We start from the raw sequence: 23,156 nt of genomic DNA, 5'->3' as shown, positions 1-23,156 counted from the left end.
CCGGCGTGCGGGGCGCGGCAGGGGCCTGCGGGCGCGTCCCGCACGCCCTGCCCGGGTCCGGCCCGGCCCCTGCCCGAGCGGCGCCTGAACAGCCGTCAGCGGCCGCCGGGGGCCCGCCGAGGAGCGTCGGGGAACGCCGACCGGGCCGCGGGCCGGGCCGTCAGTCCAGCCGGACGCCGCGGCGCTCCGGGTCGCGCAGGTCGGTGCCCTGGTTCAGCCAGCGCTCCTGGAGCGCGGCCGCGCCGTGCACCCGCTTCCAGCCCGCCTCGTTGGGCGTCATCGGCAGCAGCGGCAGGAAGCGGACCGGCTCGGCCGGCTCGGCCAGCTCCAGGTCCTCGACCAGACCGCCCGGCTCGGCGGCCAGCACCGAGGTGAAGGGCGCGCCCTCCCACAGCGGGGCGCCGAGGTCCAGCGAGCCGCCCGGGGCCACCACCAGGCCCTCGACCTGCGGCGTCGCGGCGAAGGTGGCCAGGCTGCGCAGCACGCCGTCCCGCCCGCCGCGGACGGTCAGCACCAGTTCGGCGCGCGGGCCGCGCACCTGGTCGGCGACCATCGCGGTCGGGTCGGCCATCGGCGCGGCGGACATCCCGAGCGTCGCGTACCGGGCCAGGCCCTCGGCGTCGGGGCCGAAGCGCAGCACCTCGATCCGGTCGGTGCCGAGGAAGGTGACCGCGGCCCGGCCGCTCGGCTCGCCGAAGGTGGAGATCAGCCGGGCCTCGACGGCGGCGAGCACCGCCTCCCGGGAGAGCTCCGGGGAGCTGCCGCCGTGGGGATCGCCGAAGAGCGGGAAGTCGTGGGCCATGCCGGTGAGCGTAACCCGGTGGGGCGCACGGGCCGCGTGCGGGCGGCCCGGTGGAGCGGCCCGTCAAGGACCCGTAAAGCCTCGGGGAACCCCCGGGCGCCGATGGCCGGTCAGATGTTAGGGTGAGCGACTGGCCACCGGGATGCTTCCGTCCCGGGGCGGCGGCGCGAAGGAGGTGGTTGCGGTGGATACCGGCCGACCATGCAGTACCGGCAGCTCTGCCCGGCCCCGACTTCCCCGTACCCCTCGCCCCGCAGGCCCAATCGGCTGAATCAGCCGCAGTAGCCCAGGGCGCAGGACCACGGCGGACGGACCGGCCGGGAGAGCACCTTCATCCCCCCTTTCACCGGTGTTCTTCGCCGTCGTACCGCGGCCGAACGTTTCTTCTTCCGCGCCGCCTTGCGACGGCTCCCTGCCCCTGGGAGCCTGCCATGTCGATGATCAACAGCCTGCGTGCCGCCGTCCGCACCAACCGCCGCCGGGTCGTGGCCGGGGTGTACGACGTCCTGCCCGAGGACGCCGCTTCGGCGGTCGTGGACTGCGCGGTCTACCAGCACGGCAAGCGCAAGGGCGAGTCCTGCAGCCCGCGCGAGGCCGCCCGCCGGGTCAAGGCCGAGCAGCAACTCCAGGACGGCGCGGGCTCGTTCAGCTGGATCGGACTGCACGAGCCGACCGAGGCGGAGTTCGAGGGGATCGCCCAGCGCTTCGGCCTGCACCCGCTCGCGGTCGAGGACGCGGTGCACGCGCACCAGCGGCCCAAGGTCGAGCGCTACGACGACGTCCTGTTCGCCGTCTTCAAGACCATCCGCTACGTCGAGCACGACCAGCTCACGCCGACCAGCGAGGTGGTGGACACCGGTGAGCTGATGGTGTTCGCCGGGCGGGACTTCGTGATCACCGTCCGGCACGGCGGCCACGGCTCGCTGCAGGAGCTGCGCCACCGCCTGGAGGCCGACGCGGACGAGGCCGGACTGCTCGCCAAGGGCCCCGCGGCGGTGCTGCACGCGATCGCCGACCACGTCGTGGACAACTACCTGCTGGTCGCCGAGCGGCTGCAGAACGACGTGGACGAGATCGAGTACGGCGTCTTCTCGGCCAAGGGCGGCCGCAGCTCCGACGTCGGCCGGGTCTACCAACTCAAGCGCGAGGTCCTGGAGTTCAAGCGCGCCGTGGTGCCGCTGCTGCGCCCGATGCAGCAGCTGTCCGAGCCGCTGCAGCGCCTGGTGGACCCGGACATCCAGAAGTACTTCCGGGACGTCGCCGACCACCTGGCCCGGGTCGCCGAGCAGGTGCACGGCTTCGACGAGCTGCTGAACTCGCTGCTGCAGGCCAACCTGGCGCAGGTCTCGGTCGCGCAGAACGAGGACATGCGCAAGATCACCGCGTGGGCGGCGATCTTCGCCGTGCCCACCATGATCACCGGCGTGTACGGCATGAACTTCGACTACATGCCCGAGCTGCACCACGAGTACGGCTACCCGATGGTGCTCGGCGCGATCGCGCTGATCTGCGTCGGGATGTACCGGGGCTTCCGCCGCAACGGCTGGCTCTAGGACCTGGACCGCGGCCGGTCAGCGCCGGCCGCCGCGGGCGACCAGGACGAGGCCGAGCAGGATCAGCACCACCGCCGGGTAGGCGGCCGCCGGGGGCCACTGGCCCAGCCAGAGCGCGGCGATCAGGGCCGCGCCCGGGGTCTCCAGCAGGATCGCGGTGGAGGTGATCGACGGCCCGAGGTTGCGCACCACACGGTTGCTCAGCGAGTGGCCGAGCAGCTGGGCGGCGACCATCAGCAGCACGATCTGCCACCACACCCCGGCCGGCCAGCCGGCCAGCGGGGTCCCGGCGACCAGGCAGATGCCGAGCAGGACGACCGCCGTGGTGGCGTAGCAGACCAGCGTGTACGCGGTGGTGCTGACGGTCCTGCGGACCTCGGCGCCCAGCAGCATGTACCCGGCCGCGGCCAGGCCGGCGGCGAGGGCGAGCGCGTCGCCGAGCAGCGCGCGCGGGGAGAGCGAGAGGTCGACCCCGGTGAGCACCAGCACGCCGGCGAAGGCCACGACCGTGCCGAGCCAGACCGTCCGGGGCGCCCGGACGCCCATCAGCCGCATCAGCAGGATGGTCCACAGCGGGGTGGTGGTGACCAGGGCGGTGGCGGAGGCCACCGAGGTCATCCGCAGACTGGGCATCCACAGCGCGAAGTGGACGGCGAGCAGCGCCCCGGCCGCGACCGCGAGCAGCAGCGCCCGCCGGCCGATCCCGCGCAGCTCGGCGCGGTGGCGCAGCAGCGCGTACGGGCCCAGGGCCCCGACCGACATGACGTTGCGCCAGAAGGCGATCGCCAGCGCGGGCGCGGCGGTGGCGCTGATCAGCGGACCGGACAGCGAGATGCCGCCGATCGAGACGGCGAGCAGCAGCAGGTCGAGGGTGGGGAGCGGATGCGTCGGCCGCGGGTCGGCGGTGGGCGTGGCGGCGGGGGCGGTCGCGGGCCGGGCGGCGGGCACGGCGCTCCTCTGCTGGTCGCGGTGGGCGGGGCGCTCATACGGTAAGGCCCGTGGCGCAGTAATGGAACTGTCGCCCGGGGGCTGAGACGTCCCGGCGTCCCGTGGACGGGAGCGGACCGGAAAGCCGTACGCTGTCGGCCATGGACCGTACGCCCGCTGCCGCGACCGCCGACGCCTTCCTCGACCAGGCACTGCTGGAGGAGGCCGCGAAGAAGTCCGGCCTGCTCTGGGTGCGCGCGGACGGCCAGGAGCAGGCCCGGCCGCTGTGGCACGCCTGGCACGACGGCGCGGTCGTGGTGGTCGGCGAGGGCGGCGAGCAGCCGCTGCACGGCCTGGCCCCCGGTGCCGGGGCCGTGGTCACCGTCCGCAGCAAGGACAAGGGCGGCCGGCTGACCGGCTGGCACGCCCGGGTGGTCGACCTCGCGCCGGGCAGCCCGCAGTGGCTGGGCGCGGTCGAGGAACTCAAGGGCAAGCGGCTGAACGCGCCCGACACCGACGCCATCACCGAGCGCTGGGCCCGCGAGTGCCGGGTGCTGCGGCTGGAGCCCTCCGGCCCGCTCGCCGAGGGTCCGGGCGCGATGCCGGACGGCTCGCACGCCGCACAGCCGATGCCCACCCCGGCCACCACCCGCCGCCCGATCCCGGCCGGCCTGCCCAAGCTGCTGTTCAAGCGCCGCTGAGGGTTCACGCCGAGGACTCCTCGCCCGGCTACCGTGCCCTCGTCGGGCCGGGCCCCGCACTCGCGGGTAGATTTGGCCGCGAGTGCGCCCGGGCGCACCACGCACGGCGTCGAGCGAGTCGAGGGAGTCCATGGCAGGGCCAGGCACGCGGGTCTTCATCTCCCACCTGTCGGCCATCGCGGTCTTCGACCCCAACGGCGACCAGGTCGGCCGCGTCCGCGACGTCGTCGTCTCGCTGCGGCTCGGCGGGCGTCCGCCGCGCGTGCTCGGCCTGGTGGTCGAGGTGGTCGGCCGACGCCGGATCTTCCTGCCGATGACCCGGGTGACCAGCCTGGAGTCCGGCCAGGTGCTCACCACCGGCGTGATCAACCTCCGCCGCTTCGAGCAGCGCCCGTCCGAGACCCTGGTGCTCGCCGAGCTGCTGGACCGCACCGTCACCTGGTCCAAGACCGGTGAGGAGGTCACCGTGCTGGACGTCGGCATGGTGCAGTCCCGGGTGCGCGAGTGGGAGGTCAGCAAGGTCTTCGTCCAGGTCGGCCGGGCCGGCCGGCTGCGCAAGGGCAAGGGCGAGCGGCTCACCCTGGACTGGCAGGACGTCACCGGCTTCTCCCTGCCCGAACAGGACCAGGGCGCCGCCAACCTGCTCGCCACCTTCGAGCAGCTGCGCCCCGCCGACCTCGCCAGCGTGATGCACCACCTGTCCGCCAAGCGCCGGGCCGAGGTCGCCGCCGCACTGGACGACGAGCGGCTGGCCGACGTCCTGGAGGAGCTGCCCGAGGACGACCAGGTCGAGATCATCGGCAAGCTCCAGGAGGAGCGCGCCGCCGACATCCTGGAGGCGATGGACCCGGACGACGCCGCCGACCTGCTCTCCGAGCTGCCCGGCGAGGAGGCCGAACGACTGCTCCAGCTGATGGAGCCGGACGAGGCCGCGCCGGTGCGCCGCCTGCTCACCTACGAGGAGGACACCGCCGGCGGTCTGATGACCACCGAGCCGATCGTCCTGGAGCCGGACGCGACGGTCGCCGAGGCGCTGGCCCGGGTCCGGATCAGCGACCACAAGCCCGCCCTCGCCGCGCAGGTCTTCGTCTGCCGCCCGCCGAACGAGACCCCGACCGGCCGCTACCTCGGCACCGTGCACTTCCAGCGGCTGCTGCGCGAGCCCCCGTACGTCCTGGTCGGCTCGCTGGTCGACGACGACCTGGACCCGCTGCCGCCGGACACCCCGCTGTCGCTGATCACCAGCTACCTGGCGACGTACAACCTGGTCGCCGCGCCGGTCGTCGACGAGGCGGACCACCTGCTCGGCGCGGTGACCGTCGACGACGTGCTCGACCACCTGCTGCCGGACGACTGGCGCGACGCCGCACTGCACTCCGGGGACGCCTGGCAGCACGAGACGGAAGGGGTGACCGGTGGACGGTGACCGCAACGGCCGGCCGGACGACTCCGCCCGCCGACGCCTGCAGGGCGAACTGCGGCAGCTGCGGCAACTGCGCGAACTGCGCACCCGCGAGGGCAGCCGCGAACGCCGGCCGGAGACCGCCACGATCACCGGCACCGGCCGCACCCGGCTCGACCAGCCCCGCACCGCCCGCCCCGGCCTGCTCTCGCTGCCCTCCTACGACCCGGAGGCCTTCGGCGTCCTGTCCGAGCGGATCGCCCGCTTCCTCGGCACCGGGCGGTTCATCGTCTGGATGACGGTGGTGGTGGTCGTCTGGATAGCGTGGAACACCCTGCTGCCGGCGACCGTGCGCTTCGACGAGTACCCGTTCATCTTCCTGACCCTGGCGCTGTCGCTCCAGGCCTCCTACGCGGCGCCGCTGATCCTGCTGGCGCAGAACCGGCAGGACAACCGGGACCGGGTCAACATGGAGCAGGACCGGGCCCGCAGCGACCGCAACATCGCGGACACCGAGTACCTGACCCGCGAGGTCGCGGCCCTGCGGCACGGACTCGGCGAGGTCGCCACCCGGGACTTCATCCGCTCCGAACTGCAGTCCCTGCTCAGGGAGATCGAGGAGCGCCGGGAGACCTCCGAGCAGCTGTGACCGGCGGCACGCTACCGGCGAGTCAAGGGGATCCGTCGGCGCCGTACCATCAAGGCATGGCCAACGAGACAGAGGTCGCGGCCGGCGTCACGGAGGAGTCCGTACGCCAGGCGCTGGCGACCGTCAACGACCCGGAGATCAACCGCCCGATCACCGAGATCGGCATGGTGAAATCGGTCGAGATCGCCGAGGGCGGCGCGGTGCGCGTCGCGGTCTACCTGACGGTCTCCGGCTGCCCGATGCGCGACACCATCGTCACCCGGGTCCGCGAGGCGGTCGGGAAGGTCTCCGGCGTGACCGGCGTCGAGGTCGAGCTCGACGTGATGAGCGACGAGCAGCGCAAGGAGCTCTCCCAGCTGCTGCGCGGCGGCGCCCCCGAGCGGGAGATCCCGTTCGCCAAGCCGGGCACGCTGACCCGCGTCTACGCCGTCGCCTCCGGCAAGGGCGGCGTCGGCAAGTCCTCGGTGACGGTCAACCTGGCGGCGGCGATGGCCGCGGACGGCCTGAAGGTCGCCGTCGTGGACGCCGACATCTACGGCCACAGCGTGCCGCGCATGCTGGGCGTCGAGGGCCGGCCGACCCAGGTCCAGGACATGATCATGCCGCCGCAGGCGAACGGCGTGAAGGTCATCTCGATCGGCATGTTCACCCCGGGCAACGCCCCGGTGGTCTGGCGCGGCCCGATGCTGCACCGCGCGCTCCAGCAGTTCCTCGCCGACGTCTGGTGGGGCGACCTGGACGTGCTGCTGCTGGACCTGCCGCCCGGCACCGGCGACATCGCGATCTCGGTGGCCCAGCTGGTCCCCAACGCGGAGATCCTGATCGTCACCACCCCGCAGATGGCCGCCGCCGAGGTGGCCGAGCGGGCCGGCACCATCGCGGTGCAGACCCACCAGAAGATCGTCGGCGTGATCGAGAACATGTCCGGCATGCCGTGCCCGCACTGCGACGAGATGATCGACGTCTTCGGCACCGGCGGCGGCCAGACCGTCGCGGACGCGCTCACCCGCACGGTCGGCGCGACCGTTCCGGTGCTCGGCTCGATCCCGATCGACGTGCGCCTGCGCGAGGGCGGCGACGACGGCCGCCCGGTCGTGCTCGCCGCGCCCGACTCCCCGGCCGGCGCCGCCCTGCGCGCCGTGGCCGGCAAGCTCGGCGGCCGCCAGCGCGGCCTGTCCGGGATGTCGCTCGGGCTGACGCCCAAGAACAAGTTCTGAGCCGACCGCCACGGAGGGGCCCGGTGACGCACGCGTCACCGGGCCCCTCCGTCGTCACGGGCGGGTCCTACGGGCTGCTGTACGGGGCCTACGGGCGGGTGTAGGCGGCCAGGTCCGGGACGGTCGAGAAGCCGACGCCGTAGGCGCTGACACCGCGGCCGTACGCGCCGAGCAGGACGCCGGGGGCCTCCCCGGCCAGCACCCAGCCGTACTCGGACTCGCGGTAGCGGAAGGGCTGCGGCAGGCCGTTGACCGGCAGGCTGAGGGTGGACCAGCCGGGGCCGGCCAGGTCGTCCGCGAGGTCCCAGGCGAGGCTGCTCTGCTGGTCCAGCCAGTCCTGGCGCAGCGCGCGGTCCAGCTGGCCGGGCCAGGTCGCGGCGAGCAGGCCGGAGCCGGCCAGCCAGGCGGCCGAGGAGGCGGAGGTCGCCTCCAGGGTGCCGGTGTTGTCGGCGCTGCGCCGGCTGTCGCGGCGGGCGACGGTGACCACGGCCGCGAACTTCCGCATGTCGCGCGGCTCGTACTGCTTGGCCGGCTCGTCGCCGTGGCCGAGCGAACCGTAGTCGACGCTGCCCGCGGCGCGGGTGCCGGCGCCGGCCTGCATCAGGTAGCGGCGGCCGGTCCAGCCCTCGTCCAGCCCGTACCAGGGGAAATCGGCGGACAGGTAGGGCACCAGCGGGTCCGCCGGGCCGGCCTGTCCGCCGACCACCGGGCCGCCGGCCGTGGCCGTCGCCCCTCCCGCCTGACTCGTCGCGTCCATCCCCGGGCCTCCTCAAACGCACGTGTGCCTGCCGTGGCGCGCTCCCATGGTGGCGTACCGCGGCGTTCCCGGGGGCCGTTCCTGCTCCGCGACCACGCGGAATGTGACGGACGGCTCATCGGGAACAATCAGCACAATAGCGGCGCACACACCGCCGCCCCGCTCAGCCGGGCGGCCGGGCGGGGCGGTGGCGTGCTGCCGGAGCCTCGTGGCGGAGCGTGCGTCAGGTGGCGTCGGGGTCGAACGGGGGCCGCTCGCCGGGCGCCAGCGGAGCGCCGGCGGAGGCGGTCGCCGGGGCGGACTTGTCGAAGCTGACGCCGCCGCTGCGGCCGTTCACCGGCGCCGCGGGCTTGTCGTCCAGGACGGAGCGGATGTCCAGCGAGTCCTTCATGTCCTTGAGGCCCAGCGGGTCCGCCTGGTCGCCCATGAGCTGCTTGCGGACGAAGGTCTTGGGGTTGAGGTCCTCGAACTCGAAGTCCTTGAACTCGGGGCCGAGCTCGCTGCGGATGTCCTCCTTCGCGTTGTCGGCGAAGGAACGGATCTTCCGGACGAAGCCCATGGTGTCCTGGATCAGCTTCGGCAGCTTGTCCGGGCCGAAGATGATGATCGCCATCACGATGAGGGTCAGGATCTCCAGCCCGCCTACGTCGCTGAACACCTTTGCTCCCTAGCTCGTCGGACGACGGTTCCTACAGGGTAATGGCCACCGGCGAGTCTCCGACCCACGCTGCGATGAAGCCGTGGTAAAGACCTGCCGGTGGCCGAGCACGTCGGGAGCCGGACGCCAGGACCCCTCCGGGGACGCTCTAGCGGGTCTGCTGACGCAGTGCGGCGACGCCGCCGGGGTAACGCTCCGGGGAGGACGGCGGGGACGCCTCACGGGTCGCGGCGACCGGTCGGCCCGGGAAGTCCACCGGGACCTGCGCGGTCATCGGGACGAGGCCGCCGCGGCCGGTACCGGCGTTGCCGCCGGCCGGGCTGACGGTCGTGCCGTGGCGTTCCTCGCCCTGCGGGGTGAGGCCGCCGACGCCGCCGAGCGTGACCGCGGCGACGGAGAAGGCTCCGGCGGCGGCGAAGACCAGTCGGCGGCCGCGCGCGGCGGGGCGGACGGCTGCCGCGGCCGGCTGCGGCCGGGCCCCGTGGTCCGGTCCGACGGCGGGCTCGGGGCGGGCGGCGCGCCGGCCCATCAGCGGCCGCAGGACCGCGCCGCGGCCGAAGGCCCGCGGGTCGACCCCGGGCACCGGCGTGTCGGCGCCGAGCGCGCCCGCGCCGAAGGAGGCCCCGGCGCCGCGGCCGAAGGAGCCGCCGTCGAGCCGGCTGCCGCCGAGCGTGCCGGTGGCGGCGACGCCGCCGCCCGGCAGGTCGTCGTCGTCATCGTGGTGGGCCCGCCCGGACCGCCAGTCGCCGTCCGCCGGGCCGTCCTCGGGGAGGTTGCCGACGGCCATCAGCCGGGCCATCAGCGCGGAGGACGGGCCGGGCGTCCCGGTGCGGGTCAGCAGGTGCTTCACGGAGCGGCCCTCGTCGACCTCGGCGAGGCACTGCGGGCAGGTCGCCAGGTGCGCCTGGACGCGGTCGCGCGAGTCGTGGCCGAGCTCGCCGTCCAGGAAGGCGGAGAGGCGCTCGCCGAGGTGGTGCTCCTCGGCGGCGGGTTCGGCGGGCCGTACGGGCAGCGCGTGCAGCGCCGTGTCGGCGGGCAGCGCCAGCGCGGGCAGCACGGGCTCACCCGGTTCGTCGGTACCGCGACGCCCCGGCAGGGCCCAGCTCCGCCGGGTCGAGGACCGGCCGGACGTGTCCGAACGGTCCGAGCCGGACCGGCTGGTTCCGCTCACGATCGCCTCCGTCCGCGCCCACCGGGCGCGACGGCGGCCTCGACCGCGCCGACACCGACCGGCACCGGCTCCTCCGAGCCGCCGCGGCGCTCACGGCCGGGGGCCGAGCCGGGGGCACGGTGCTTGAGCGCGGCGCGCAGGTGCGAGCGGCCGCGGTGGATGCGGCTGCGGACGGTACCGAGCTTGACGCCCAGCGTGGCGGCGATCTCCTCGTACGACAGGCCCTCGATGTCGCAGAGCACCACGGCCGCGCGGAACTCCGGGGCGAGGGTGTCCAGGGCCTGCTGCACGTCGGCGTCGAAGTGGGTGTCGCTGAAGTGCTGGGCCGGGCTGGGCTCGCGGGAGGCGAGCCGCTCGGCCGCGTCCTCGCCGAGCGCGTCGAAGCGGATGCGCTGGCGCCGGCGGACCATGTCCAGGAAGAGGTTGGTGGTGATCCGGTGCAGCCAGCCCTCGAACGTGCCGGGGGTGTAGGTGGACAGCGAACGGAACACCCGGACGAAGACCTCCTGGGTGAGGTCCTCGGCGTCGTGCTGGTTGCCCGTCAGACGGTAGGCGAGCCGGTAGACGCGGGCGCTGTGCGCCTCGACGATCTCCTCCCAGGAGGGCGGAGTCCAGGTCTGCGCGTCGGGGCCCTCGGCGAACGTCGCGAGGGCGGGGGCCTCGGTGGTACCGGCGGCCGGCGTCGCGGCGGCGGGCTGGTCCAGGTCGGAATGCGCAGGCTGGTTCATCACGGGCTTCGGCGTACGGGCCGACGCGGTGCCGCGGGAGTGCCGCCGCACGGGCACGTCTCCCTCGGCCACACCTCCTCGGTCGGCTCTTCTGCCCAGCAGGGCCACCACCATATCCACCTCACCCGTCAAGCCCGGATAAAAGTGCCCGGGAGGTCTCCCGCACCCGGTCCGACATGACAACGGCCCGCCCCCGTACGCGGTTCCCGGTCGGCCAGTAATCTGTGGCAGGAAATATCGACATCCCCCGGCACCGGGCCGCCACCCGGGGCTCCGAAAGAGGCAGCCATCAGCGAGTTCGGGCCCGCGCGCGCGGCCCTCGCCGACACCTACGTGGGCGAGGACGCGGTGCTGACCTACGCCCGGGCGCAGTCCGCGCGGACCGGCATACGCGCGATCGGGCCGAGCGGCGGGGCGTGCCTGCGGCTGCTGGCCGCCGCGCTGGACGCCAAGGCGGTCGCCGAGATCGGCACCGGCACCGGGGTGTCCGGGGTCTACCTGCTGCGCGGCATGCGGCCGGACGGCGTGCTCACCACCGTGGACTCGGAGCCGGTGCGCCAGCAGCTGGCCCGCGAGGCGTACCAGGCGGCCGGGTTCGCGGCCAACCGCTCGCGGTTCATACCGGGCCGGGCGCTGGACGTGCTGCCCCGGCTCGCCGACGGCCAGTACGACCTGGTGTTCTGCGACGGCGACCCGGCCGAGTCCCGCGAGTACCTGCTGGAGTCGCTGCGGCTGCTGCGGCCGGGCGGCATGGTCTGCTTCGAGGGGGTCTTCCAGGAGGGCCGACTGGCCGAGCCGGAGCTGCAGGACCCGCAGACCGGCGCGGTCCGGGACCTGGTCCGGGACGTCCGGGAGAGCGAGGCGCTGCTGCCGGCGCTGCTGCCGGTCTCGGACGGGCTGCTCTGCGCCGTCAAGCGCTAGGGGCCGCCCCGGGGGCCCTGCCGGGGCCGCCGGGAAACGCACGGGCCCGGGCCGACATGACGTCGTGCCCGGGCCCGGCAGCGCATCTCCAGGAGATGGCGAGCACCTGCTGCGGTCAGCCGCAGGCCTTCTTCAGGGCCTCGCCGAGGGCGTCGGCCTCGTCAGGCGTGAGCTCCACCACGAGGCGTCCGCCGCCTTCGAGCGGAACGCGCATGATGATGCCCCGCCCCTCTTTGGTGACTTCGAGCGGGCCGTCACCCGTCCGCGGCTTCATGGCCGCCATGCTCGTTCCCCTTCCTGCAACCGCTCAGCTACGCACCGGCAGTCCGTCCACCGCCGGTATCGAACGCATTGATCGGAAGCCATTATCCCGCATGCCACGGGCTGATGACCAACATCACTCTCGGTGCAACCTCGGCCGGACCGCCCCCAACCGCCGCAATTCACGTCATAAGCCCCGGCGTGGCGGCAGTGCGGACGCCACCGGAAGGTGCGATACCTCACACTCCCCAGGCCACCGCGTGCTCCGGCATCCTGGCACACGACACCGACACCACGACGATCACCCAGGGAGCCCTCGCCCATGTCCGATTCCGTGCTGTACGAGCTGGACGGCGGCCTGGCCGTCATCACCATCAACCGCCCGGAGGCGATGAACGCCCTCGACGTGGCCACCAAGGTGGCGCTGCGCGACACCGTGACCGCCGCCGCCGAGGACCCGGCGGTGCGGGCCGTCCTGCTGACCGGGGCGGGCGAGCGCGCGTTCTGCGTCGGACAGGACCTGAACGAGCACCTGACGATGCTGAAGCGGGCCGACGAGACCGGCGAGGGCGCGCTGCGGACCGTCGCCGAGCACTACAACCCGCTGACCCGGGCCCTGGCCGGGATGCGCAAGCCGACCGTCGCCGCGGTCGGCGGGGTGGCGGCCGGCGCGGGTGCCTCGCTCGCCTTCGCCTGCGACTTCCGGATCCTGTCCGACCGGGCCGGCTTCAACACCGCCTTCGCCGGGATCGGCCTGACCGCCGACTCGGGCGCGTCCTGGACGCTGCCCCGCCTGGTCGGGCACGCCAAGGCCACCGAGCTGCTGATGCTGCCCCGGACGGTGAAGGCCACCGAGGCGATGGAGCTGGGCCTGGCCACCAAGGTGGTGCCGGCCGACGAACTCGCCGCCACCGCCCGGGTCTTCGCCCGCGAGCTGGCCGAGGGTCCGACGGTCGCGTACGGCGCCATCAAGGAGTCGCTGGCGTACGGCGCTTCGCACTCGCTGTCCGAACTCCTCGACAAGGAGGACGAGCTGCAGACCCTGGCCGGCGAGAGCGAGGACCACCGGATCGCGGTGCGCGCCTTCATCGCCAAGGAGAAGCCGAAGTACGTGGGCCGCTAGCGAGCGGCCACCGGGGAACGGCCGCCGGGAACGGGCCCTCCGGGGCCGGGCCGCCGGGCGGGCGGCGGGCTCAGCCCTTCGCCCCGGTGCGGACGTGGCAGTCCGCCAGGTGGTCGTCCACCAGGCCGCAGGCCTGCATCAGGGCGTAGGCGGTGGTCGGGCCGACGAAGCGGAAACCCGCCTTCTTCAGCGCCTTCGCCAGCGCCGTCGACTCGGGCGTGACGGCCGGCACCTCGCTCATCCGGCGGGGGGCCGGCCGGCCCGGCTCCGGGGCGAAACCCCAGATCAGCGCGTCCAGCCCACCCTCCAGGTCACGGGCGACCCGCGCGTTGGCGATCGCCGCCGCGATCTTGGCCCGGTTGCGGATGATGCCCGCGTCGGCGAGCAGCCGCTCCTCGTCGGCCTCGCCGAACTCGGCGACCTTGCCGATCTCGAACCCGGCGAACGCGGCCCGGAAGCCCTCGCGGCGGCGCAGGATGGTCAGCCAGGACAGGCCGGACTGGAAGGCCTCCAGGCAGACCCGCTCGAACAGGGCGTCGTCGCCGTGCACCGGCCGGCCCCACTCGGTGTCGTGGTAGACCCGGTAGTCGTCGGTGGAGTCACCCCAGGCGCAGCGGAGCAGCCCGTCCGCGCCGAGCACCGAACCGTCGACCGGTCCGGTCACTGGTCGTTCACCGGCTTCGCGTCCTCGGGGGCCCGGGCCGGCTCCCCGGACGACGACTTGGTGAGGGCGACGGTCGGCTCGACGACCTTGGCGAACTGCTCCAGGCCGGGCAGCGGTTCGGCCGCCGGGTCGGGGCCGGTGGTCGCCTCGACCGCGCCGCGCAGGTGGGCCGCGGCCTCCAGCTCGGCGATCCGCGCGTCGCGGTAGGCCAGTTCGGCGCCCAGACGGTCCAGGACGTCGTCCACCTCGTCCATCCGGTAGCCGCGCAGCGCCATCGGCAGGCGCAGTTCGTCCACGTCCGCCTTGCCCAGCGGGCGGTCCTGCGGGAGCCGTGCGGAGATGCGGTCCGGTACCGCCTCCGGCATCGAGCCGCCCCCGCCGAGCGCCACCAGGGCGGCGCCGCCGACCACCACGGCCATGGCGACCACGATCACCCAGAACACGAGCTGTCCTCCCGAACTCCCGGTCGGCCTTCGTCGAGGTGCCAGGGAACCAGACTGATCATGACAGCATGGTCCCTTAGTGAGGCCGGGGGCCATCATCGCACCCGCAGGAGCTCTGGAGGAGACATCGGTGGCACTGCGCCTGGGACCGCGGGAATTCGGTGACGACGAACTGGTGATCATGGCGATCGTCAACCGGACGCCGGACTCGTTCTTCGACAAGGGCGCGACCTTCGCCGACGAGGCCGCGTTCGCGGCCGCCGACCGGGCGATGGCCGAGGGTGCGGCGATCCTGGACATCGGCGGGGTCAAGGCCGGGCCGGGCGACGAGGTCACGGTCGAGGAGGAGCTGCGGCGCACCGTGCCCTTCGTGGCCGAGCTGCGCAAGCGCCACCCCGACGCGGTGATCAGCGTGGACACCTGGCGGCACGAGGTCGGCGAGGCGGTCTGCGAGGTGGGCGCCGACCTGCTGAACGACGCCTGGGGCGGGGTCGACCCGAAGCTCGCCGAGGTGGCCGCCCGCCACGACGTCGGACTGGTCTGCACCCACGCGGGCGGCGCCGAGCCGCGCACCCGTCCGCACCGGGCCGGGTACGAGGACGTGATGGCGGACATCCTGCGGGTGACCGTGGGGCTGGCCGAGCGCGCCGTGGAGCTGGGCGTGCGGCGCGACGCGGTGATCATCGACCCGGGGCACGACTTCGGCAAGAACACCCGGCACTCGCTGGAGGCCACCCGGCGGCTGCCGGAGATGACCGCGACCGGCTTCCCGGTGCTGGTCTCGCTGTCCAACAAGGACTTCGTCGGCGAGACCCTGGACAAGCCGGTGGACGAGCGGCTGCTCGGCACGCTGGCGACGACGGCGGTCTCGGCCTGGCTGGGCGCGCAGGTCTACCGGGTGCACCAGGTCGCGGAGACCCGCCAGGTGCTGGACATGGTCGCCTCGATCCGGGGCACCCGCCCCCCGGCGGTCGCCCGCCGGGGGCTGGCGTAGGGCCCCAGGGGACTCGGCGGCGCCCCTTCGGCTCGCTCGCGGGCCCGCTCGCGCCGGATCCCGTCAGATCTCGTTCACGGGCCGGCGGGCGTCGGCGAGGATCTTCATGACCTCGTCGACCTCGTCGGTGATGTGGAACAGCTCCAGGTCGTGCGGGGCCGCCTTGCCCTGCGCGACCAGGGTGTTCTTCAGCCACTCGAAGAGGCCGCCCCAGTACGCGGTGCCGTAGAGGATCACCGGGAAGCGGGTGACCTTCTTCGTCTGCACCAGGGTGAGCGCCTCGAACAGCTCGTCCAGGGTGCCGAGGCCGCCGGGCAGGACCACGAAGCCCTGCGCGTACTTCACGAACATCGTCTTGCGGACGAAGAAGTAACGGAAGTTCAGCCCGAGGTCGACGAACTCGTTGAGGCCCTGCTCGAAGGGCAGCTCGATGCCGAGCCCGACGCTGAGGCCGCCGGCCTCGGAGGCGCCGCGGTTGGCGGCCTCCATCGCGCCCGGGCCGCCACCGGTGATCACCGCGTAGCCGGCCTCGGCGAGGGCCCGGCCGATGGCCATGCCGGCCTCGTACTCGGGCGAGTCCGCCGGGGTCCGGGCGGAGCCGAAGACGCTGATCGCGGGCGGGAGTTCGGCGAGGGCGCCGAAGCCCTCGACGAACTCGGAGGTGATCCGCAGCACCCGCCACGGGTCGGTGTGCAGCCAGTCGGTCGGCCCGGTGGTGTCCAGCAGGCGCTGGTCCGTGGTGCTCGTGCCGACCTGGTCCCGGCGCACCAGCACCGGGCCCTTCTGCTTCTCGGGCCAGGCCTTCTTCTTCCGCGGCACGCCGACCTGCTCGGGGCCGTGTCCGTACTGCTTTTCGTCTCCTGTGCCTGTCATGACGAAACCCTACGCCCGCCTTCCCCCGTTTTCAGGCAACGGGGGAAGGTCGGTTGGGCAACCGGAAGATGGCGTTCGACCGTTGATCGGATCGGCTGCCCGGGAACGGGGCTCAGTCGGTCAGCCAGGCGCGCAGGCACTCCTCGGTCTCCGCGATGGCGCTCAGCGAGCAGTGCTCCTCCCGCTTGTGCGCGAGGTTCGGGTCGCCGGGGCCGTAGTTGACCGCCGGGACGCCCAGCGCGCTGAACCGGGCGACGTCCGTCCAGCCGAACTTGGCCCGGGCCTGGCCGCCGGTGGCCGCCAGGAAGGCCTGCGCGGCCGGCTGGGAGAGGCCGGGCAGGGCGCCCGGGGCGAAGTCGGTGACGGTCAGCTCGAAGCCGTCGAAGACCTCGCGCACGTGCTTCTCCGCGTCCGCCTCGCTGCGGTCCGGCGCGTAGCGGAAGTTGACCGTGACGACGCACTCGTCCGGGATGACGTTGCCGGCCACGCCGCCGTCGATCCGGACCGCGTTCAGGCCCTCGCGGTACTCCAGGCCGTCGATCTCCACCCGGCGCGGCTGGTACTGCGCGAGCCGGGTGAGCACCTCGGCGGCGCGGTGGATGGCGTTGTCGCCGAGCCAGCTGCGGGCCGCGTGGGCGCGCACGCCGGTGAGCCGGATCTGCGCCCGCAGGGTGCCCTGGCAGCCGCCCTCGACCATGGCGCCGCTGGGCTCCATCAGCACCGCGAAGTCCGCGGCCAGCCACTCCGGACGGTCCTTGGCGAGGTGGCCGAGGCCGTTGCGGTGGGCCTCCACCTCCTCGCAGTCGTAGAACACGAAGGTGAGGTCGCGGTTGGGCTCGGGCAGGGTGGCGGCGAGCCGCAGCTGGACGGCCACGCCGGACTTCATGTCCGAGGTGCCGCAGCCGTAGAGCAGGTCGCCCTCGACGTACGAGGGCAGGTTGTCGGCGATCGGCACGGTGTCCAGGTGGCCGGCCAGGACGACGCGCTCGGCCCGGCCCAGGTTCGTCCGCGCGACCACGTTGTTGCCGTACCGGTCCACGGTGAGGTGCGGGTAGCCGCGCAGGGCGGCCTCCACGGCGTCGGCGAGCGCCTGCTCGTCGCCGCTCACCGACGGGAAGTCGACGAGCCGGGCGGTCAGCGTGCCGCCGTCGAGGGTGAGGTCCAGGGGCGTCGGGTTCGGGCTGCTCATGGCGCCAGCCTAGTCCGCGCCCCGTGCGCGCTGCGTGGTCGCCCCGTGACACCGGTGCGACGCCTCCGCGACACCGGGGAGACACGTTCTGTGACACGGATGGGACTCGGTTCGGCAACCGGGGGGCGCCGCACATCCGTCCGAGTGGGTACGGTGTCGGATCAAGGAGCAGGCGCGAGAGGGGCGACGGTGGCCAGGAAGAGGAGCAGCGAGGAGCTGGGCGACGAGACGGCGCCCGCCCGCCGCCGCGGGCCGCTGCGCGCGCTGCTGTTGGTGATCGTCGGACTGCTGGGCCTCGCGCTGGTCGCGGGCCTGGCCGTGGTCGGCATCTGGTGGTTCGGCTTCAAGCCGGGCGAGTCCGAGGGCTGCACGGTGAAGACCGCGGCCGGCAACGGCACCCTGGAGCTGCCGCAGGCCGCCAACGCCGCGACGATCGCCGCGGTGGCGCGCTCGCGCGGGCTGCCGGACCGGGCGACCGCGATCTCGCTGGCGACCGCCATGCAGGAGTCGAAGCTGCGCAACCTCGCGGGCGGCGACCGGGACTCGATCGGCCTCTTCCAGCAGCGGCCCTCGATGGGCTGGGGCACCCCGGAGCAGATCGCGGACCCGGTGTACGCGACGAACAAGTTCCTGGACGGCCTGGTCAAGGTCCCGGGCTACACCCGGCTGCCGCTGACCGACGCCGCGCAGGCGGTGCAGAAGAGCGGCTACCCGCAGGCCTACGCCAAGCACGAGACCAAGGCGACCCTGCTCACCTCGGCGCTGGCCGGCCGCGAGCCCGCCTCGTTCTCCTGCATCGTGCACGACTACGCCAAGCCGGACCCGGGTGACTCCTCCTCCCCGACCGCCACCGCCTCCGCCACCCCGGCCGCGGCGCCGGACCGGGCCCAGGTGCTGTCCGACCGGGTGCGTCGGGAGTTCGGCCGCACCGTCACCCCGGCCACCGGGTACGCCTCCACCATCAAGGGCGCCGAGAACGCGGTGGCGCTGACCCCGGACCCGGCCACCGCCGCGCTGACCTCCTCCGCGGACGCCGGCGCCGACGGCGGGGTGAGCGCCGAGCGGGCGAGCGGCTGGGAGGTGGCCCACTGGGCGGTCGCCCAGGCCCAGCAGCTGGGCATCGCGACGGTCGCCTACGACGGGAAGATCTGGCGCAAGAGCAAGTCGGAGGACGGCTGGCAGCCGCAGCCGTCGGGCACCTCGACCAAGCTCGTCCAGGTCACCATGGCGGCACCCGACAAGGGCTGACGCACAGACGTACGGGTTGCCGCCGGACGGGTGATTCCGGTCAACCCCGGTGGACCGGCGGCGCGTTCCGCTCCCCCGGCCGGAGAACCGTCACTCCCCTTGGCCGGGCCGGTTCCACGGCCTCCGGCGGGACCCGGACGTCGTCTCCACTGCGGTCGTACGATCCGATGGTCGGTCAGGACCTTTCCTTGCAGCGACCGAAACCTTCTGGCTTCTCAAGCGGTAACAACCTCGTCCGCCCGGTCGTCCACGCCCGGTCCCAGGGGCGGACGGGACGGACCCAGACCCCTTCGAGGAGCCCCATGTCTCACCCCCTCACGCGCCGGATCGCCCAGGCCGCGCTCGTCGTGGCGGCCGGAGCGACCCCGCTGGTCGCGGCCGGCTCCGCGTCCGCCCTGGGCGGGGACGCCCTGCTGCCCAAGAGTGACCTCGCGGCACCGCTGGGCCAGCTGACCAACACCGACACCGGTTCCACCCTGCAGCACACCACCCACCAGCTGGGCCAGGCCGCCGGCACCACCGGTGCGGCCACCGTCGCCGCGGGCGTACCGGCCTCCGCCGACGCCGCCGGCAACATCGTCGCCCAGCAGCTCCCCGAGGCGAACGAGAAGGCCAGTTCGCTGACCGCGCCGGTCGACCAGACCGCCGCCACCACCGGCCAGCTCTCCGCCGTCACCCCGAAGGTCGCCTCGGCCCTGGCCGGCAAGCTCGGCGAGGCCGTCACGGGCAGGAGCGCGGCCACCCGCAGCGCCGACGCCGGCGCCGGCCCGGTCGGCGGACTCTCCCAGGCGGGCTCCGTCGCGCAGGCCCTGCCGGGCGCCGGCAAGCTCTCCGGGGCCGTCCCCGGCACCAACGCCGTCACCGACGCGCTGCCGCTGGGCTCGGTGGAGCGCGCGCTGCCGCTCGGCTCGGTGCAGCACGCCCTGCCGGCCGACCTCCCGGGCGCCGACGTCCTGGGCCTGGCCGAGCACGGTTCGGCCAACCGCCTCGGCGGCGCCGACCTCGGCCCGAACAACCCGCTGTCCGGCCTCACCGGCGCGCTCGGCCCGCTGGGCGGGCTGCTGAACGGTGTGAACGGCGGCAGCATCAGCGGCCTGCCGCTGTAGTCCGGACGCTGTAGTCAGGACGCGGTGCCCGGACGCGGTAGCCCGCGTGCGGTGGTCCCGATGCCGAAGGGCCGGTGTTCCGAGGAGGAACACCGGCCCTTCGCGCGTGCGTGCTGCGTGCTGCGTGCGCTCAGCGCGCCGCGTTCAGCCGCTCCACGGCCGCGGCGACCCGCTCGTCGGTCGCGGTGAACGCGACCCGGACGAAGCGCTCGCCGGCCGGACCGTAGAAGTCGCCGGGCGCCACCAGGATGCCCAGCTGCGCCAGCTCGGCCACGGTCTCCCAGCACGGGCGGTCCTGGGTCGCCCACAGGTAGAGGCTCGCCTCGGAGTGCTCGATCCGGAAGCCGTAGGCCTCCAGCGCCGCCCGCAGCGCCGAGCGCCGGGCCGCGTACCGCTCGCGCTGCTCGGCCACGTGCGCGTCGTCCGCGAGCGCGGCGACCGTCGCGGCCTGGACCGGCGCGGGCACGATCATGCCGCCGTGCTTGCGCACCTCCAGCAGCTCCTTGACCACCACCGGGTCGCCCGCGACGAAGGAGGCGCGGTAACCGGCCAGGTTGGAGCGCTTGGAGAGGGAGTGGACGGCCAGCAGTCCCTCGTGGTCGCCGCCGCACACCTCCGGGTGCAGGACGGAGACCGGGTCGGCCTCCCAGCCCAGCTCCAGGTAGCACTCGTCGCTGACCAGCAGCGCCCGGTGCTCGCGGGCCCACTCGACGGCGCGGCGCAGCTCGTCCGCGCCCAGCACCCGGCCGGTCGGGTTGGACGGCGAGTTCACCCAGAGCAGGCGCACCCGGGAGCCGTCCAGCTCGTCCACCGAGTCGTACTCGACGGGCTCGGCGCCGCACAGCCGCGCGCCCACCTCGTACGTGGGGTAGGCCAGGCGCGGGTAGGCGACCTGGTCGCCGGGGCCGAGGCCCAGCTGGGTCGGCAGCCAGGCCACCAGCTCCTTGGAGCCGACGGTCGGCAGGACGGCCTGCGGGCCGATCCCGGCGCCGAGGCGGCGGTGCAGCCAGCCGGCGATCGCCTCGCGCAGCTCCAGCGGCCCCCAGACGGTCGGGTAGCCGGGCGTGTCGGTGTGCGCGGCCAGCGCCTTCTGGATCAGCTCGGGGACCGGGTCCACCGGGGTGCCGACCGAGAAGTCGCAGAGGCCGCCCGGGTGCGCCAGGGCGGTGGTCTTGTACGGCTCCAGCTTGTCCCAGGGGAAGACCGGCAGGAGGTCGGAAACGCGGCGCGCCGCCCCCGGGTGGCCCGGGAACGGCGCGCGCGTGCTGTCGTTGCTCACAGCTTCGTTGCCACCGATCGTCAGTGGTCGGCGTTCTGCGGCGGCAGAGCGGCGATGAACGGGTGGTCACGCTCGATCAGGCCCAGCTTCGAGGCACCACCGGGCGAACCCAGGTCGTCGAAGAACTCGACGTTCGCCTTGTAGTAGTCCTTCCACTCCTCCGGAGTGTCGTCCTCGTAGAAGATCGCCTCGACCGGGCAGACCGGCTCGCAAGCGCCACAGTCGACACACTCATCCGGGTGGATGTAGAGCGATCGCTCGCCCTCGTAGATGCAGTCAACCGGGCACTCTTCGATGCACGCCTTGTCCTTCACGTCGACACAAGGCTGCGCGATGACGTAGGTCACGCTGTCGTTCCTCCTCGGAAGGGCCTGGTGGCCCGTTCTGTTCTGCTCGCGTGCGCGGTGAGCGCGGCGTCGTCGATGCCCGCCCCTAGTATCGCGGGTCGGAGACCGCAAATGCACAGGAGGTGGCCACATGGCGACGGGCAACCCGGTCGACAGCCGTCCGGAGGTCCGGATAGATCGCTCTGACGTGGGACGACGCGTGTCCGTCCGACGCCTCGCCGAGTTCGTGGACGACCGTCCGGTGTTCCGGGATTCGATCGGCGTGCTCACATCGTGGGACGATCATGGGTTGACGGTCGTGCCGCGCTCGGGGGATCCGGTCTTCTTGCCGGAGAAACTGCTGGTCGCGGGCAAGGTCGTGCCGCCGTTTCCCGTCCGGCGCGCCCCGCTGCCGGTCGCCGCGCCGGTCGAGCTGCAGCGGATCGCGGGGCGCGGCTGGCCGGCCGTCGAACAGGAGCCGCTCGGCGAGTGGACGCTGCGCGCCTCGGCCGGGTTCACCCGGCGGGCCAACTCCGTCCAGGCCCTCGGGGACCCGGGGCTGCCGCTGCCGGAGGCCCTGGCCGCCGTCCGGGCCTGGTACGCCGAGCGCGGGCTTCCCTCCTACATCGAGGTGATCACCCCCGGGTCGCCGGAGGAGCTGCGGACGGAACTCGACCGGCTGGGCGCCGGGTACGCGCCGACCCTGGTCCGCACCAGCCCGCTGGCCGGGCTCGCGCGGGCCGGCGGCGGGCAGGACCGGGTGCGGCTGTCCCGGACGGCCGACGAGGCGTGGCTGTCGCTGTACCGGCGGGTCGGCGACGACCGGGAGGTCGAGGAGGCGGCGCGGCGGGTGCTGCACGGCGGGCCGTCGGTCTGGTTCGCCACCGTGCCGGGAGCGCCCGGGCAGCCGCCGCTGGCGATCGGACGCTGTGTCATCGAAGGGGCCTGGGCCTGCTTCGGCGCGATCGAGGTGCAGCCGTACGCGCGGCGGGCCGGGCTGGCGACGGCGGTCATGGCGGTGCTCGCCTCGCGGGCCGCCGAGGAGGGCGCGACCGGCGGGTACCTGCAGGTCGAGGCGGAGAACGCGGGGGCGATCGCGCTCTATGACGGACTCGGCTTCACGACCAGTCACACTTACCACTACGCCCTCCTTCCCCAGGGGTAGCGCTCGGGCCGATCCGTCGGCTTGTCTGTCCCCCGCCCCGTCCGCCGGTCGTCTTGTCCGTCCGTCGCCTTGCCCGTCCGTCGCCTTGTCCGTCCGCCGTACGAAAGCCGTCGCCGTCACCGTGACCGAGCAGAGCAGAGACCGCTTCCGGACCGCCGCCCGCTCCGAGCAGCCCGACCCGGTGCTGCTCTGCCTGCTCGCCGCCGCCGAGCACCGGCCGGCGCTCGACCCGGGCGATCCCGGCGAGCCGCCGGGCGTGGACGCCCTGCTCGCCGCCTGCGAGGCCGCGCTGGACCGGCACGCGGCCGCCGTCCGGCTGGCCGTCGCCGAGCGCGCGCCCGCCGGGCCCGAGGAGACCGCCGCCCTGCTCGCGGCCGTCCTCGGCGGGCGGGAGCGGTTCCACGGGCGGCAGGCGGACTACCGACGGCTGGAGTCCTCCCTGCTGCCGGAGGTGCTGCGGCGGCGGCGCGGGCTGCCGATCATGCTCTCGCTGGTGTGGATGGCGGTCGGGCGGCGGGCCGGGCTCACCGTCCACGGCATCGCGCTGCCCGGCCACTTCGTGGTCGCCGTCGGCGGGCCGGCCGACGGCGGCGACTACGTCCTGGCCGACCCGTTCCACGGCGGGCGGCTGCTCGACCCCGGGGACGTCGAGGACCTGGTCGCCGCCGCCGGGCACGAGTTCACTCCCGACCTGCTCACTCCGGCCCAGCCCCTGGACATCGTGCTGCGCGTGCTCGGCAACATCCGCGTCTGGGCCTCCGACCGCCCCGAGCAGGCCCGCACCCAGCTCTGGGCCACCGAACTCGCCCTGCTGCTGCCCCGCCACCCCGCCCAGCTCCGGCTGGAGCGGGCCGAACTCCTCGTCCGCACCGGGGACTTCCTCGGCGGCTCGGCGGAGATGGACGCGTACGCGCAGATCCTGGACGCCTTCGACCCGGACGGCGCCGCCAAGGTCCGGCAGGAGGCGCGGGCGGCCCGGCACCGGCTGAACTGAGCTCC

25 protein-coding genes are annotated in these 23,156 nt (G+C 74.0%); 12 read left to right on the top strand and 13 right to left on the bottom strand.

Annotated features, from left to right (window positions below; translation table 11 throughout):
- Positions 1 to 160: 160 nt before the first annotated feature.
- Positions 161 to 802 carry a suppressor of fused domain protein gene (locus ACIRST_RS07550; protein WP_402800692.1) on the bottom strand — a complete coding sequence of 214 codons (642 nt, stop codon included), beginning with the start codon at positions 800 to 802 and terminating at the stop codon, positions 161 to 163.
- 431 nt (positions 803 to 1,233) lie between these two features.
- On the opposite strand from ACIRST_RS07550, the gene corA reads away from it, so the two are divergent.
- Positions 1,234 to 2,355, top strand: coding sequence for a magnesium/cobalt transporter CorA (gene corA, locus ACIRST_RS07545; protein ID WP_350522128.1), 1,122 nt, complete (start codon positions 1,234 to 1,236; stop codon positions 2,353 to 2,355).
- An 18-nt stretch (positions 2,356 to 2,373) separates the two neighbouring features.
- Here corA and ACIRST_RS07540 read toward each other — a convergent pair whose 3' ends face one another.
- The gene (locus tag ACIRST_RS07540; protein ID WP_402800690.1) at positions 2,374 to 3,303 is read right to left on the bottom strand and encodes a DMT family transporter; all 930 of its coding nucleotides are present in this window, start codon (positions 3,301 to 3,303) and stop codon (positions 2,374 to 2,376) included.
- 140 nt (positions 3,304 to 3,443) lie between these two features.
- Between ACIRST_RS07540 and ACIRST_RS07535 the strand changes: the two genes are divergently transcribed.
- From ACIRST_RS07535 to ACIRST_RS07520, 4 genes are all read left to right on the top strand, one after another.
- A complete protein-coding gene (locus tag ACIRST_RS07535; protein WP_350522129.1) occupies positions 3,444 to 3,983 on the top strand; it encodes a hypothetical protein in 540 nt (179 codons plus the stop codon).
- 130 nt (positions 3,984 to 4,113) lie between these two features.
- Complete coding sequence (locus ACIRST_RS07530; protein WP_350522130.1) at positions 4,114 to 5,409, top strand: magnesium transporter MgtE N-terminal domain-containing protein; 1,296 nt, start codon at positions 4,114 to 4,116, stop codon at positions 5,407 to 5,409.
- Between the two features lie 49 nt (positions 5,410 to 5,458).
- Positions 5,459 to 6,034: a DUF1003 domain-containing protein gene (locus tag ACIRST_RS07525; protein ID WP_396544746.1), complete on the top strand. Its 576-nt coding sequence runs from the start codon at positions 5,459 to 5,461 to the stop codon at positions 6,032 to 6,034.
- Between the two features lie 56 nt (positions 6,035 to 6,090).
- The gene (locus ACIRST_RS07520) at positions 6,091 to 7,251 is read left to right on the top strand and encodes a P-loop NTPase (protein WP_350522131.1); all 1,161 of its coding nucleotides are present in this window, start codon (positions 6,091 to 6,093) and stop codon (positions 7,249 to 7,251) included.
- Between the two features lie 88 nt (positions 7,252 to 7,339).
- Here ACIRST_RS07520 and ACIRST_RS07515 read toward each other — a convergent pair whose 3' ends face one another.
- The 4 genes from ACIRST_RS07515 to sigE form a co-directional block, all read right to left on the bottom strand.
- On the bottom strand, positions 7,340 to 8,008 hold the full coding sequence (locus tag ACIRST_RS07515) for a hypothetical protein (protein WP_350522132.1): 669 nt from the start codon (positions 8,006 to 8,008) through the stop codon (positions 7,340 to 7,342).
- A 223-nt stretch (positions 8,009 to 8,231) separates the two neighbouring features.
- Entirely contained in the window at positions 8,232 to 8,666 is a 435-nt protein-coding gene (locus ACIRST_RS07510) for a sec-independent translocase (protein WP_350522133.1), read from the bottom strand.
- 148 nt (positions 8,667 to 8,814) lie between these two features.
- A complete protein-coding gene (locus ACIRST_RS07505) occupies positions 8,815 to 9,837 on the bottom strand; it encodes a zf-HC2 domain-containing protein (RefSeq protein WP_402800688.1) in 1,023 nt (340 codons plus the stop codon).
- Positions 9,834 to 10,565, bottom strand: coding sequence for an RNA polymerase sigma factor SigE (gene sigE / locus ACIRST_RS07500; protein WP_396544748.1), 732 nt, complete (start codon positions 10,563 to 10,565; stop codon positions 9,834 to 9,836). The genes ACIRST_RS07505 and sigE overlap by 4 nt, the downstream gene beginning before the upstream one ends.
- Positions 10,566 to 10,853: 288 nt before the next feature.
- On the opposite strand from sigE, the gene ACIRST_RS07495 reads away from it, so the two are divergent.
- Positions 10,854 to 11,486, top strand: coding sequence for an O-methyltransferase (locus ACIRST_RS07495; protein ID WP_189915839.1), 633 nt, complete (start codon positions 10,854 to 10,856; stop codon positions 11,484 to 11,486).
- Positions 11,487 to 11,601: 115 nt separating this feature from the next.
- Here the strand turns inward: ACIRST_RS07495 and ACIRST_RS07490 are convergent, their stop codons facing one another.
- A complete protein-coding gene (locus ACIRST_RS07490; RefSeq protein ID WP_014137929.1) occupies positions 11,602 to 11,769 on the bottom strand; it encodes a DUF3117 domain-containing protein in 168 nt (55 codons plus the stop codon).
- A 300-nt stretch (positions 11,770 to 12,069) separates the two neighbouring features.
- Between ACIRST_RS07490 and ACIRST_RS07485 the strand changes: the two genes are divergently transcribed.
- Positions 12,070 to 12,870: an enoyl-CoA hydratase-related protein gene (locus ACIRST_RS07485; protein ID WP_350522136.1), complete on the top strand. Its 801-nt coding sequence runs from the start codon at positions 12,070 to 12,072 to the stop codon at positions 12,868 to 12,870.
- A 70-nt stretch (positions 12,871 to 12,940) separates the two neighbouring features.
- Here the strand turns inward: ACIRST_RS07485 and ACIRST_RS07480 are convergent, their stop codons facing one another.
- Positions 12,941 to 13,534, bottom strand: a complete 594-nt coding sequence (locus ACIRST_RS07480) for a DNA-3-methyladenine glycosylase I (RefSeq protein ID WP_350522137.1) — start codon at positions 13,532 to 13,534, stop codon at positions 12,941 to 12,943.
- Positions 13,531 to 13,977 carry a DivIVA domain-containing protein gene (locus ACIRST_RS07475; protein WP_402800685.1) on the bottom strand — a complete coding sequence of 149 codons (447 nt, stop codon included), beginning with the start codon at positions 13,975 to 13,977 and terminating at the stop codon, positions 13,531 to 13,533. Before ACIRST_RS07475 ends, ACIRST_RS07480 begins: the two co-directional genes overlap by 4 nt.
- Before the next feature lie 181 nt (positions 13,978 to 14,158).
- On the opposite strand from ACIRST_RS07475, the gene folP reads away from it, so the two are divergent.
- Positions 14,159 to 14,971 (top strand): dihydropteroate synthase, encoded by an 813-nt coding sequence (folP, locus tag ACIRST_RS07470; RefSeq protein ID WP_350522251.1) that lies wholly within the window; start codon positions 14,159 to 14,161, stop codon positions 14,969 to 14,971.
- Positions 14,972 to 15,034: 63 nt separating this feature from the next.
- Here the strand turns inward: folP and ACIRST_RS07465 are convergent, their stop codons facing one another.
- Together ACIRST_RS07465 and dapE are read right to left on the bottom strand one after the other, a co-directional pair.
- Entirely contained in the window at positions 15,035 to 15,844 is an 810-nt protein-coding gene (locus ACIRST_RS07465; protein WP_350522139.1) for a TIGR00730 family Rossman fold protein, read from the bottom strand.
- 112 nt (positions 15,845 to 15,956) lie between these two features.
- Positions 15,957 to 17,033 (bottom strand): succinyl-diaminopimelate desuccinylase, encoded by a 1,077-nt coding sequence (gene dapE, locus ACIRST_RS07460; RefSeq protein ID WP_350522140.1) that lies wholly within the window; start codon positions 17,031 to 17,033, stop codon positions 15,957 to 15,959.
- A 189-nt stretch (positions 17,034 to 17,222) separates the two neighbouring features.
- On the opposite strand from dapE, the gene ACIRST_RS07455 reads away from it, so the two are divergent.
- Both ACIRST_RS07455 and ACIRST_RS07450 read left to right on the top strand, forming a co-directional pair.
- Positions 17,223 to 18,281, top strand: coding sequence for a hypothetical protein (locus ACIRST_RS07455; RefSeq protein WP_402800682.1), 1,059 nt, complete (start codon positions 17,223 to 17,225; stop codon positions 18,279 to 18,281).
- A 302-nt stretch (positions 18,282 to 18,583) separates the two neighbouring features.
- Positions 18,584 to 19,387 (top strand): hypothetical protein, encoded by an 804-nt coding sequence (locus tag ACIRST_RS07450; protein ID WP_350522142.1) that lies wholly within the window; start codon positions 18,584 to 18,586, stop codon positions 19,385 to 19,387.
- A gap of 130 nt (positions 19,388 to 19,517) precedes the next feature.
- On the opposite strand, the gene dapC is transcribed toward ACIRST_RS07450, so the two are convergent.
- The gene (gene dapC, locus ACIRST_RS07445) at positions 19,518 to 20,666 is read right to left on the bottom strand and encodes a succinyldiaminopimelate transaminase (RefSeq protein ID WP_350522143.1); all 1,149 of its coding nucleotides are present in this window, start codon (positions 20,664 to 20,666) and stop codon (positions 19,518 to 19,520) included.
- Between the two features lie 20 nt (positions 20,667 to 20,686).
- Positions 20,687 to 21,013, bottom strand: a complete 327-nt coding sequence (fdxA, locus tag ACIRST_RS07440; protein WP_030061559.1) for a ferredoxin — start codon at positions 21,011 to 21,013, stop codon at positions 20,687 to 20,689.
- Between the two features lie 199 nt (positions 21,014 to 21,212).
- Here fdxA and ACIRST_RS07435 point away from each other — a divergent pair, with 199 nt between their 5' ends.
- The gene (locus tag ACIRST_RS07435; protein WP_402800679.1) at positions 21,213 to 22,157 is read left to right on the top strand and encodes a GNAT family N-acetyltransferase; all 945 of its coding nucleotides are present in this window, start codon (positions 21,213 to 21,215) and stop codon (positions 22,155 to 22,157) included.
- Between the two features lie 121 nt (positions 22,158 to 22,278).
- Positions 22,279 to 23,151, top strand: coding sequence for a transglutaminase family protein (locus ACIRST_RS07430; RefSeq protein ID WP_402800678.1), 873 nt, complete (start codon positions 22,279 to 22,281; stop codon positions 23,149 to 23,151).
- The last annotated feature ends 5 nt before the right edge of the window (positions 23,152 to 23,156 follow it).

The organism is Kitasatospora sp. NPDC101447 (genome assembly GCF_044767225.1).
Lineage (GTDB): Bacteria > Actinomycetota > Actinomycetes > Streptomycetales > Streptomycetaceae > Kitasatospora.
This window is presented reverse-complemented; position numbering and strand designations above follow the sequence as displayed.